The sequence below is a fragment of the Streptomyces sp. NBC_00576 genome (assembly GCF_036345175.1).
Taxonomy (GTDB): domain Bacteria; phylum Actinomycetota; class Actinomycetes; order Streptomycetales; family Streptomycetaceae; genus Streptomyces.
In genome coordinates, this window is record NZ_CP107780.1 from 7,917,426 (window position 1) to 7,930,181 (window position 12,756).

Here is a 12,756-nt window from a genome sequence, read left to right on the forward strand (position 1 = left end):
ACCGTGTTCTTTTGAGATGACTTCGCATGATGATAGGTTCCGCAAGATCTTTACTCCTTGGACTTCTCGCGGGGGGAACCATGTTCGGTTGGCAAGCGGAGAGAACGAGACCTAGCCGTGCGGTCAGGAGACGAGTGCGATGGGCGCGTTGGATCGCGGTTTCGTTGGTTGGCTATCTGGTGGCCGGGTTACTGGGCGGGCCGGTTGCGGCTGCTGCGGAACTCGCCCTGGAAAATTTGAATACGCCGAACCCTGTACCTGTCTCAGCGGTCAAAGAACGCCTCGATCTCAAACCCGATCAGACTCGCAAGCAGGCGCGGAAGGAGAACCCGAAGTCCGTTTTTCCGAAACCGGGCACAGTCGCACTGGACATCCCCGGAACTGGAGTCTCGGCGGCTGAGGCTGGAACGCTTTCCTTCCGTATGGGGCGCACCACCGAAACTGCCGAGGTAGGGGAAGGGCCTGAGCAAGCTCAGGTTCAAGTCCTGGACCAGGAGACGGCCAAGGCGATGGGCGTCACTGGTGTTGTCCTAGCGATCCGCCCCCTTGAGGGGAACGGGGGAGCGGTCGACATCACACTTGACTACGCCGATTTCCAGAATGCTTACGGCGGCGATTGGGCATCTCGCCTGACATTGAGAAAACTACCTCAGTGTGCTCTGTCCAGCCCCGCCAAGAAGGGCTGCCGGAAGAGCGAGGAACTCAGGACGAAGAACGATGTCGAGTCCGGGACTTTGTCAGCGTCTGTTGCTCTGCCCGCAGCTCCCTCTTCTATGGAGGGGCGAGAGATGCCCATAGCCAAGGCTGCGGCCGCCACGCATTCCGCGAGCGGCATGGCCGCGAGTGACGGTACCGTGCTACTGGCTGCGACCGCAGCCGCCTCCGGGGCCTCGGGGGACTTCAAAGCCACGTCCCTTGCACCGTCCGCGGCTTGGTCGGCCGGCGGATCCAGCGGTGCTTTCACGTGGACGTATGACATCGATACTCCCGAAGTACCCGGTGGTGTCGCGCCGGACTTGAGCCTGTCCTATTCTTCGCAGGCTGTCGACGGGCGCACGGCCGCCTCCAACAATCAGTCCAACTGGATAGGCGACGGCTGGTCGATGGAGCCCGGCTACATCGAACGCCGCTACGTCTCCTGTGCCGACGATGCCAAGGACGGCAACGGCACTGACAAGAGCGGCGATCTCTGCTGGAAGAAGGACAACGCCGTTCTCAACCTCGGTGGCCAGTCCAACGTGCTTGTCCACGATGCCACCACCGATGAGTGGCATCTGGAGGACGACGACGGCACGAAGGTCGAGAAGTTCTTCAACCCGGCTTCCGGCAGTGGCGACAAGGACGGGGAGTACTGGAAGGTCACCACACCGGACGGCACCGTCTACCAGTTCGGCCGTAACCGACTGCCAGGCTGGAGCGATGGCAAGCCGGAGACCAACTCAACTTGGACAGTACCGGTGTTCGGCAACCACAAGACCGACCTGTGTCATGCGGACGCGTTCAAGGACTCCTGGTGCCAGCAGGCCTGGCGGTGGAACCTTGACTATGTCGTCAATCCACATTCAGATGCCATGGCCTACTACTGGACCAAGGAGTCCAACTACTACGGGCTCAACGTGAACTCGGACACTGGTGCTTCCACCTCTACCGAGTACGACCGCGGTGGCTATCTGGATCACATTGAGTACGGGCTGCGGTCCGACTCGGTCTACAGCCAGAAGGCGGCAGCCAAGGTCAACTTCACAGCCTCTGAGCGGTGCCTGAGTGGCTGTGCCACCTTCGACAAGGAGCATGCGAAGAACTGGCCCGACGTACCCTTCGACCAGTACTGCAAGAAGGGCGATGAGTGCAAGGACCGCTACTCGCCCTCGTTCTGGACCCGAATGCGCCTGAAGAAGGTCGACACGTCGGTGCTGACCGCAGGTAACTACAAGAACGTCGACACATGGGAGCTGACGCAGACCTTCCCGCCCACCGGTGACGGGACGGACCCGGCACTGTGGTTGGCCTCCCTCGCTCGCACCGGCCACACAGGCACTGGTGATGTCGCCATGCCTGCCGTCACCTTCAGAGGCCAGCAGTTGGCCAACCGGGTCGAGGGTGCCACTACGGGCGGCAAGGCCGACCCGGTGCCGCCGCTGGTGCGCTACCGCGTGTATGGCATTGACACGGAGACCGGTGGAACTATCGGTGTCACATACTCGGCCGCTGACTGCAAGGCCGGTGACGTACTCACAGCGTCGTCGAACAAGCGCCGCTGCTACCCGGTGATGTGGTCACCGCCGGACGCCCCGGCCGCCGACTACGAGCCCTACCTGGACTGGTTCCACGCCTATGTCGTCGACCAGGTCCTGGAGTCGGACAACACGGGCGGTGCCCCGACCAAGCAGACCGACTACTCATACCTGGATGGCATGGCTTGGGGCAAAGAAGAGGACGAGTTCGCCAAGGCCAAGCACCTCACGTATGGCGACCGCCAAGGATTTGGCCGGGTCCAAGTCCGCACCGGTGCGCCGGCTTCGGACAAGCAGACCTTGAAGGAATACCGCTACTTCCGTGGCATCAGCGGCGCTGATGTGAAGGACCACGAGGGCATCGGTGTCACCGACCATCCAGCTTTTGCCGGCATGCCTCGCGAGGAGGCCACGTTCAACGGCGACGGCGGCAAGTTGGAGACAACCATCAGCTATGAGCCCTGGCATGGAGCCGCCACTGCCACGCAGCCCAGAACTGGACTCTCGGCGCTCAATGCCTACGCGACCGGAACGGTGAGCGAGAAGAGACGTACGGCTGTCGGCGTCGGATGGCGCTCCACGCAGACCAAACGTTCCTTTGACGCCTACGGACAGGTGACCTCGGAATCCAACCTCGGCGACCTGGCGAAGGCTGGAGACGAGGAATGCACCACAACCAAGTACGCGCGCAGGGACGGCAAGAACATCCTTGACCTCACCAAAGAAATCCGGCACGTCGCGGTCGCCTGCGACAAGAGTCCGCTCCTGCCGGACGACCTGATCTCCGTCGCGCGCTACTACTACGACGACGCCACCAGCATGGACACCACTCCCTCCAAGGGTGATGTCACGCGGCTGGACGAACAGGATGAGACGGGCACTGGCTATCTGACAACTGCGACTCACACGTACGACATCCACGGCCGTGAGCTGACCGACACTAATGCCGATGGCATCACAACCGTCACCACCGAGTACTTTCCCAAAACGATTGAAGCACCATTTTCCAAGACCGAGACGAATGTGCTAGGCCACATTGCCCGCACCGAGTACGACCCGGCTCGCGGGGTGACCACGGCCACCATCGACGCCAACGACAAGCGCACTGACGCCGTTCACGACGGGCTCGGCCGTGTGCGCATGGTGTGGCTGCCCGGCTGGGCCAAGGCGGACCACGGTACTCAGCCGTCAGCCGAGTACACGTACACCATCTCCAAGAGTGCGGCGAATGCCGTAGCCACCAAGACACTGCAGTACGACGGTTCGTACGCCACCAGCTACCAGATCTACGACGGGTTGCTGCGCGAGCGCGAGACGCAGGCCCCGGCGATTGGCACGTCCAACCGGATCATCACTGAGACGTTGTACGACAGCAGAGGCTTCGCCTACAAGTCGTACGCCGCCTACTACGCCAACGGCGCCCCGTCTGCAGGCTTGGACAAGGCTGCAGACAATACGGTGCCCTCCATCGCGGAGAACCTGTACGACGGCATGGGGCGGGTGACTGACGTCCTCACTCGAACCTTCGGCGACGAGAAATGGCGTACCAAGACCGTCTACGGAGGTGATCGTACGACGGTCATACCCCCTAAGGGTGGCACCGCAGCTACCACGGTCACCGACGTTCGTGATCGCACGGTCGAGCGGATCGAGTACACCAATGTCGCTCGAACTGAGTCGCAGAAGACCCTGTACAAGTTTGGGAAGTGGGACGAGCCGGAGCAGGTCATCGATCCAGCTGGAAACACCTGGACGTACACCTTCGACGCCCGAGGTCAGCAGAAGGAGGCAGATGACCCGGACAAGGGAATTAGCAAGACCACGTACGACAAGCTCGGGCGTGCGGTGCAAACCACCGACGACCGCGAAATAACGCTGACGACCGGCTACGACAAGATCGGCCGGAAGACCACCCTCAAGAAGGAGGACACTCTTCTGGCGATGTGGACTTACGACAAGGCGGCCAAGGGCCAGCAAGACAGCAGTATTCGGTACATCGACGGCAAGGAGTACACGTCTACTGTTGATGCGTACAACGATGGTTACCAACCCACGTCCACCACGGTGACCATCCCAGCCGAGGCCGGTGCCCTGGCCGGTGCCTACACGTGGACCTTCGGCTACAACACATACACAGGTCAACAGGAATGGATCAAGCATCCGGCTGTCGGCAATCTGCCGAGCGAACGCGAAACCACCGTCTATGGTGAGGGTAACCTGCCCCAGAAAACCACAGCCGGTTCCGTCACTCTGGTGAACGCGACGTGGCACGACGTCTTCTCCCGCCCTGTGCGCACCGAATACGGGACGCTCGGCAAGAAGGTCTACAACTCAACGGTCTACGACGAGGTCACCGGCCGGACGACCCGCCAGACTACCGACCGCGATCTCGTTCCTCAGCGCATCGATGACGTGACCTATGCGTACGACGAAGCGGGCAATGTCACTGGCATCACCACGGCCAGCGGTCAGGACGCCGAAAAGACCGTGGACACGCAGTGCTTCATCAACGACGCCCTCCAGAGGCTGACTGAAGCATGGACGGCGAAGACCAACTGTGCGGCGTCGCCATCGACGACCACTGTCGGCGGCCCGGCTGCCTACTGGCAGTCCTTCGGCTACGACGCCGTTGGCAACCGCACGCAGCTCACCGAGCATGGCACAGGTGCCCTGGCCGGCGCCGATGCCACCACCACATACTCACTGGAAGCGCCCGACAGCGGTATCTCCCAGGCTCATGCCGTGCAGACAACGACGGTGAAGGGCGGTCCCAACGACGGCCAGAACACGACCTTCACCTACGACGACGCAGGCAACACGACCAAGCGTGTCATCGGTACCCGCACCCAGGAACTTGACTGGGACATTGAAGGCCGTCTCGCGACCTTCACAGGGGCTGGCCGAACAACTAGTTATGCCTACGATGCCGATGGCAACCGCATGATTACGCGTGAGGCGGACGGCAGTCAGACACTGACGCTTCCGGGCGACAACGAACTCAAGGTCACAAAGGACGGGGTGAAGCAAGGAGTGCGCTACTACACCCACGGAGACGAGACTGTCGCCGTGCGTACCAGTGGCGGTTTCTCCTTCCTCATCTCCGACCACCAAGGCAGCGCCATGGCTGCCGTTGCCATGACCACCCTGGCTGTCACCCGGCGCAAGCAACTTCCGTTCGGCAGTGTGCGATCCGAGACCGGAGGTGCGATCCCCGGTACTCGCGGCTTCGTCGGCGGCACCAACGATCCCACCGGGCTCACACACCTGGGCGCACGTGAATACGACCCAGCGTTGGGAAGGTTCATCTCCGTCGACCCGATCATCGACATCGATGACCCGCTACAGATGAACGCCTACGCCTACGCGAACAACCGCCCTATCACGGCCTCCGACCCCGACGGCCAGATGATCTACGACGACGTCACCGGCCTTGGTTACGGCAACGCCAAGGTGATGAAGAACCACTACAAGAGGATCGGCTACCTCGACAGCAAGGGTCGGGCCACAAAGAAGTACAAGAGGAAGCTTGCCGAGCAAAACAGGAGCTGGAACAGCTACTACTCCTCTAGTTACTACAAGAACCAGATGAAGCAGGACCAGCAAGCAGCAGCCGCTCAACTCAAGGCCCAGGCTGAGGCCCGGCGCAAGGCTCAGGAGGCCGAGCGGCGGAAGAAGGACGGCATCTTCGGGAAGATTGCAAGCGGGATCGGGGACAAAGTCGACTCGTTCAAGGAGAACGTGACCAGTGCTGACTGGTGGAAACATAAGGGGGTCGACATCGGCATCGGCATGCTTGCCACAGCAGGAACCGCAGCATGCATTGCCTCCGTTGTCTGCGGTGCCGGACTTTTCACAGTAGGGGCGGCAGGGCTCTTCGTGGCAGGGATGGGGGCCCATATGGCAGTCGCCACTGAGGAGGAGCGAAGGCAAGGGGCGGCACAATTCATGCTGCGAACCGCAAAAGCCGAGGTGACAGGCATGGCCTATGGAACGCTCTTCGGTAGAGGCATGATTGGGGCTGCCCGCAAGGGTGGCAACATGTTCTACTCGCGCTGGGCAGTAAAGGGTGGACATGCCAGAGTTGATAGCATTGTGTTCGGCTCGCGACAGGGAGGGCTACCGCTCTTCTGGAAATCCAAGGGGCTCTTCAAGTAGCCTGATGTGACATTTAAAAGTCGGGGACGGAGATGGCATTGTCTCCGTCCCCGACTTTTCGGTGATATGGGCACACGGTGGAGTGGAATAATGTCGATGACGGATAGAGAATATTGTGCAACGCGTAATCATGTTGAAGTGGATAGAAATAGTGAACTGCCAAGTAGAAATGTGCGACTCTCTGTTTATTCGGTGCTGCGCGCGTGTCGCTTTTGGGTAGCCGTATGGATTATTTCCGCACTTGCGCTTGGATTTCTAGTTGGTTGGCAGGCTGGCGTTCTTGTTCTGATCATTTTCACGTCTCTGTGTGCTGTAGTATTCCTCTATCGAAAAATCAAGGGGCATACGTTCAGGTGTAGTACGTTGGGGGCTCTCGCTAGCTCCTTGCGAGTGGTTGACCTGATTTCTTGATGATGGTGGTGATCAGTGCACCCTCGTATCTGTTGCTAAAGTTTTCGGGTCCCGTTTTGTGATCATCTGCAGGTGATGATATATCGGATTAAGCAGAGGCGTGGGATTTCCTTCCGAGGTGAATTGGCTTGATGTGTGGATTGCGTTGGTTTTTGTGAATTGAGGTGTTGATTTAACGTGTGGTATCTATTGGAATTCCTCTTGCTTGGTGCTATCGCCTTTGGGGCTGCAGCAGTTACCCGCTCAGCAATCCGGAGACGCGCCGCCAGGCGCAGCGCCGAACTGGCCGAATCCGGCTCGACCAAGCTCCCCTGCCGGATGTCTTGGAAGGCCGGCACTGGAAGAAAGAAGTTCGTGTACGGCAAGGTCGTGGCCGGCGCCGATGGGGAACTGGCCTTTTTTCGTCGGTGGAAGGACCCAGTGAAGTTGCCCCGGAGCGAGTGGGTGCGCCGGGAGGAGAGCTGGCGGGCGGGTCTGGTCAACCTGCGTTATACCGCTCCGGGGCAGGGAGAAGTCCGCGTCCTGCTCAGTGAGCAGGACGCCGACACGCTTGAGGGTCTGCTGCGGGGCGAGGGCTGACGCCCGTACCGGGCGTACGGGCGCCGTGCCCCTGGTGGATTCCGGGCGCGGGCTGGTGATCACTGAGCGTTTTCAGCGGTGCCGCTCCAGGGTGAGGATGGCGGCTGCGATTGACGACATGCGGTTCGGGCTGCACCGGGCTTTGCGGAAGATGCGCCAGGACTTCAGTCGTGCGACGCCGCGCTCGACCGGTGCTCGTGCCGCCGAGAGCGCGCGGTTGACGGTTTGCTGGGTTGGTGTGAGGTGGCGGCCGGGTGGGCGTCTGCGTGGTGTTGTCACCCATGGGCCGGCTCCGATGTAGGCGCGGTCGGCAAGGATCGGGACGCCCTGGCGTTCGCAGATCCGGATGATCCGGTGGGTGCGGGCCGCGGTCAGGTCGTGCGCGCGGCCGGGCAGGGCTGGTGAGATCCACAGCAGTCGTCCGGCTGGATCGGTCATCACCTGCACGTTCACTCCGTGGCGTCGGTGTTTTTGGGAGAAGTCGGCCCGGCTGTCGCCGACGCGGTCGCACTCCGCGAGGGTGCCGTCGAGCAGGACGTAGTCGGGGTCGGCTTCGCGCAGGGTCCGCAGGAGCCCGGGTGCGCGGTCGGCGAGCAGGTCGATGACGGCTGCCGTGTAGGCGTGGGCGGTGCCGACGGAGATACCGAAGCCTGCCGCGAGTTGGGCGAGGGTGTCGTGCTTGCGTAGGTACACCAGGCCGACCAGGGCACGCTGGTGCGGTGGGAGCTTGCAGCGGCGGTCACCCTCACGGGTGACGATGAGCATGGTGACCCACTCGACCAGGGCATGAGGCAGGTCGAGTGCGGCAGGATAGGCAACCAACAAGGCTCCTGCGCCAATGAGTTGAGACGTCGAACACCTCCCTCAACGGCAGGAGCCTTGTCCGTTGCGGACGCCGACGTCGTCACCCAATCAGTGGCCACTCTGAAAGAGCTCACTGATGCGGCGGCGGACCGGTGGGAGGTGCTGGACCGGGAGCCACCGGGGAAGACGGTGCGGGCCGAAGTGGATGTGCCGGGGTGGTGGTCGCTGGTGAGGCGCCAGAGGCTGGCACGGGAGTAGGGGCCCTCCCCCCGGCGATCCGCAAGGTATGGGCCGAGTGCCTCACGGCGTGGGCCCGGCTGATGGCGGCGCTGGTGGCCGAGCGCCGCCCCGACCGGCCGGTACCGCCGATGGCCGGTCGGGGCGGTTGCGCATCTGCCGGCCACCGCCATCGAGAAGGGCCGGGACCTGTCCTCGATGGCGGCATCCAGGCCGACAACGCCTACCGGCTGCTGCCGGCCTGGCGGCCCGGCCCTACTTCAGGTGGCGGTCCAGGAACCGGCACCCGTCCTCCAGCTCGAACCACGGGGTGCCGGTGTGCCCGCCCAGGTTGGCGTGCAGCGTCTTCTCTTTGCTGCCGAAGGCGTCGAACAGATCCAGAGCCCGTTGCCGGGGGTTTCCTTCGTCGTCCCACTGCAGCAGGAACAGCAGCGGAATGGTGACCTGCCGGGCCTCCTCGCGCTGGGCGCGGGGCACGTACCCGCCGGCGAAGAAGCCGGCGGCCGCGATGCGCGGCTCGACCGCCGCCAGCCGAATGCCGAGGGCGGTCCACCCCCCGGAGTACCCGACCGGGCCGCCGACCTCGGGCAGCTCAAGAAGGGCGTCCAGAGTGGTCCGCCATTCCGGGACCGCCTTTTCGACCAGCGGGCCGACGAGGGACTCGAAGATCTCGTCGACCGGCTCGCCGGCCTGCATCGCCCGCCGGAGGTCGGCGCGAGCCTGCTCGTCGGCGGCGGAACGGGGCCGGTCACCGCACCCGGCGGCGTCGATGCTGGCCACCGCGTAGCCGCGCGCCGCGGTGTACCGGGCCCGGGCCACCAGCCGGGGTTCCGCCTTGGGAAGGCCGTTGTTGTGGGCCATCAGGATCAGCGGGGCCGGTGCGGCCCCGGAAGATCCAGCAGAGCCAGGCGTCCACAGGGTGCCGGGGATCTCGCCGAGGGTGAATTCGCGTTCGAGGACGCCGTCGTCGAGGCGCTGCTCTGAAGTGAATCGCATGGTCGTGCCTTTCGGGAGTGCTCGTGAACGGCGCTCCCGGACGACCTATCGCCCGACCGTGACCCCGGAGGGGAGCACCCATGTCGATACAGCGTTCACGGGTACCACCTCCTCGTTCTCTCGCACGGCCTCCGGAAAAGTAGCAGTGGTCGCCGTGGTCCGCCAACGGGTTTTTTACGCAGGGCGGGTCAGGACTGGAGCGCGGGCAGGACCGTCTTGGCCGTCACCATGGCTGTGGCGGCGAGTATCACGCCCGCCGTTCTGGTCGCCCCCCCGTCCCGTCCCGAACCCGGGCGAGTGATCAGCCCGCCTGTCCCATGCCCGCCGCGTTCGGCCAGCTCTGCGCGGCGGGCCAGCCCGTCGCCGGGGCCGGGGCGAGGCCCGGGCCGGTGGTGCCGCGGACCTGGGCGGCCGTGAGGCCGTTTCGGGCCGGGACGCCGGAGGGGGTGGGCTGTTGCTGCGGAACCATCTGCTGAGGCTGCGGCTGCTGGGGGATCGGAGGCTGCTGCATCTGCGGCTGGGGGATCTGAGGCTGCGGGACCGGCTGCGGTTGCGGCTGCATGGGCATCTGCGGCATCTGCTGCATCTGCGTGCCGGGGCCGCCGAAGCTCTGGGCACCCCCGCCCCCGTAGCTCTGCGACCCCGCGCCGCCGTAGCTCTGCGCGGTCATCGCCGCCGGCATCTGCATGGCGGCGGGCATCGGGACGGGGGTGGGCATCTGCATGGGGGCCGACATCGGGGTCGGCATGCCGGTACCGGCTGCCGCGGCTGCTGTGAGCCCCGGCATACCGGTACCGAGGGCCTGAGCGGCAAGGCCCGGCATACCGCCCCCGTTGGTGGCACTGACCAGCCGGTCCACCGCCGCCGTACCCGAGCTGTAGTTGGTCCCTGTACTCAGCTCGGGTACGGCGGCTCCCCTCCTGGTCCCGTAGAGCACCTGTTCCAGGCCGGACACCAGGCGACGCACATCCACCTGGGGGCGCACCACGAGACGCAGGAAGCGGCTGGACGAGCCGATCTTGTTGCCGCACTCGCGGACCAGGATGCGATGCTCGGTGAGCATCCGGTCCCTGACCACGGTGCCCTCGGCGCCGACGGGGAGGCGCACGAAGAGGAAGTTGCCCTGTGACGGGTAGACCGTCAGGCCGGGCAGGGAGGAGAGCTGGCTCGCCATGTCGAGGCGGTCCCGGCGCACCTGGTGGAGGCTCTGCATGTACTCCTGGCCGTGCTCCTTGAGCATGAACACCACGTACTCGGCGAAGGCGTTGAGGTTCCACTTCGGCAGCATCGAACGGACGCGGCCCGCGAGCGACGGGTTGGCGACCATGTAGCCGAAGCGGATGCCGTGCAGGCCGAAGTTCTTGCCGAGGCTGCGCAGGACGATGACGTTGGGGCGGATCATCGCCTCCTGCACGACGCTGGGTTCCGCCTCCGCGTCGGCGAACTCGAGGAACGACTCGTCGATGATGATCAGGTCGAGGTCGGCCATCGCGTCCATGAACTGCACGAGCGCGTGCTTGTGCAGGAAGCCGCCGTCGGGGTTGTTGGGGTTGCAGATGACGGCGACGCGGGTGCCGCGCGCGCGGATGAACTCGGCGTACTGGGCGAGGTCGAGGGAGAAGCCGCTGGACTCCTGGAGCGGGAACATGTCGACCCGCTTGCCGGTCTCCATGGGCTGGTCGGTCCAGCGGCCGAAGGTGGGGACGGGGACGGCGAGGGATTCACGGACCAGCAAGTGGTCGATCCATGTGATCAGTTCGGTCGAGCCATTGCCCATCGCCACGGCCTGCGGCGGCAGTTGGAGCAGATTGCACAGCTCGGCGGTGATCGTGTCGGCGCTGCTCGGGTAGTACGTGATGATGTCACGCAGCCGCGCCGCCATGGTGTCCATCATGGCGGGGGTGGGGAAGTACGGGTTGCACGGGATACAGAAGTCGACCGGGCCGGTCCCGTCGCTCTCTCGCGCAAGCGCAGCCATCGAGGGGCTGTGCGCCGCCGTGCTGCGAAAGAGCGAGGTGACGTTGTCGGCCATGGAACCTCCGTATGTGGCGGACCCGTTGGGGAGGACGGGCCCTCCGACTTTGGGTGGCCCGCGCGGGGGAGCACGGGCCGCTCCTAGATACGGATGGCTGTGGGTCGCTGTTCAAGTGCTGTGGTTTCGATGAAAAATTGTGAAGCTCCTGTGAAACCGATCATCACTGTGACCCTCGGTAACACTGTTTACGCGTCGAACGAGTGGATCGTCGTCGTGCGATAGGTCTGGCCCGGACGCAGCACCGTGGACGGGAAGTCCGGCCGGTTCGGTGAGTCGGGGTGGTGCTGGGTCTCCAGGCACAGCGCGTCACCCTGGCGGTGGATGGCGCCGCCGGTGCCGACGAGGGTGCCGTCGAGGAAGTTGCCCGAGTAGAACTGCAGGCCCGGTTCGGTGGTCGCGATCCTCAACGTGCGGCCGGACGCGGGGTCCTTGAGGGTGGCGACGTGCTGGGGCTGGGCAGTGACGCCCTTGTCGAGCACCCAGTTGTGGTCGAACCCCTTGGCGTACAGCAGCTGTTGGTCGGCGACCCGGAGGTCCGCGCCGACCGTCTTGCCGGCCCGGAAGTCGAAGGGCGTGCCCGCGACCTCGGCCTGCTCACCGGTGGGGATGAGGCCGGCGTCGACGGGGGTGTAGCGGGCTGCGGCGATCTCCAGTTCGTGGTCGTTGATCGAGCCGCTGCCCTCGCCGGCCAGGTTCCAGTAGACGTGACTGGTGAGGTTGACGACGGTGACCTGGTCGGTGGTGGCCTCGTAGTCGATGCGCCAGTCGCCGTGCTCGGTGAGGGTGTACGTGACCTTCGTGCTCAGTGTGCCGCAGTAGCCCATCTCGCCGTCGGCGCTGGTGTGCCGGAGGTACAGGCCGACGTCCGAACCCTCCGTGAACGGCTCGATGTCCCACACGGCCTTGTCGAAGCCCTCGCTGCCGCCGTGCAGACTGTTCTCGCCGTCGTTGACGGACAGTTGGTACGACGTGCCGTCCAACGTGAACCGGCCCTCGCCGATGCGGTTGCCGTACCGGCCGATCAGCGCGCCGAAGTAGGGGCTGGAAGCGACGTAATCCTCGACGGTGTCGAAGCCCAGGGAGACGTTGGCGTACCGGCCCTCGCCGTCCGGGATCTCCAGGGACTGCACGATCCCGCCGTACGACAGGACCTTCAGACGGGTGCCGCCGTTCTCCAGCGACCAGCGGTGGATCTGCGTACCGTCGGCGAGTTTGCCGAAGAGTTCCTTCACGGGGTTCACGGGGTTCCTGCCTCCATGGGAAAAGCCGAAGGGTCCCGCGGAGCGGTTGCCCGCGGGACCCATG

At 64.2% G+C, this 12,756-nt stretch carries 6 protein-coding genes; 2 read left to right on the forward strand and 4 right to left on the reverse strand.

What is annotated here, in order from left to right; genetic code table 11:
* Window positions 1-134: 134 nt before the first annotated feature.
* Window positions 135-6,389 carry an RHS repeat domain-containing protein gene (locus OG734_RS34440; protein WP_330291328.1) on the forward strand — a complete coding sequence of 2,085 codons (6,255 nt, stop codon included), beginning with the start codon at window positions 135-137 and terminating at the stop codon, window positions 6,387-6,389.
* 831 nt (window positions 6,390-7,220) lie between these two features.
* Window positions 7,221-7,379, forward strand: coding sequence for a hypothetical protein (locus OG734_RS34445; RefSeq protein ID WP_330291329.1), 159 nt, complete (start codon window positions 7,221-7,223; stop codon window positions 7,377-7,379).
* A gap of 72 nt (window positions 7,380-7,451) precedes the next feature.
* Here the strand turns inward: OG734_RS34445 and OG734_RS34450 are convergent, their stop codons facing one another.
* From OG734_RS34450 to OG734_RS34465, 4 genes are all read right to left on the reverse strand, one after another.
* The gene (locus OG734_RS34450) at window positions 7,452-8,201 is read right to left on the reverse strand and encodes a transposase family protein (RefSeq protein WP_330291330.1); all 750 of its coding nucleotides are present in this window, start codon (window positions 8,199-8,201) and stop codon (window positions 7,452-7,454) included.
* A gap of 474 nt (window positions 8,202-8,675) precedes the next feature.
* Entirely contained in the window at window positions 8,676-9,416 is a 741-nt protein-coding gene (locus tag OG734_RS34455) for a dienelactone hydrolase family protein (protein WP_330291331.1), read from the reverse strand.
* A gap of 301 nt (window positions 9,417-9,717) precedes the next feature.
* On the reverse strand, window positions 9,718-11,448 hold the full coding sequence (locus OG734_RS34460; RefSeq protein WP_330291332.1) for a pyridoxal phosphate-dependent aminotransferase: 1,731 nt from the start codon (window positions 11,446-11,448) through the stop codon (window positions 9,718-9,720).
* A gap of 188 nt (window positions 11,449-11,636) precedes the next feature.
* Window positions 11,637-12,755, reverse strand: a complete 1,119-nt coding sequence (locus tag OG734_RS34465; protein WP_330291333.1) for an aldose epimerase family protein — start codon at window positions 12,753-12,755, stop codon at window positions 11,637-11,639.
* Window position 12,756: the final 1 nt, after the last annotated feature.

Coding starts and splice junctions, on each gene's coding strand:
- OG734_RS34455 (WP_330291331.1), bottom strand. CDS start 9,416: ATGCGATTCACTTCAGAGCAGCGCCTCGACGACGGCGTCCTCGAACGC.
- OG734_RS34460 (WP_330291332.1), bottom strand. CDS start 11,448: ATGGCCGACAACGTCACCTCGCTCTTTCGCAGCACGGCGGCGCACAGC.
- OG734_RS34465 (WP_330291333.1), bottom strand. CDS start 12,755: ATGGGTCCCGCGGGCAACCGCTCCGCGGGACCCTTCGGCTTTTCCCAT.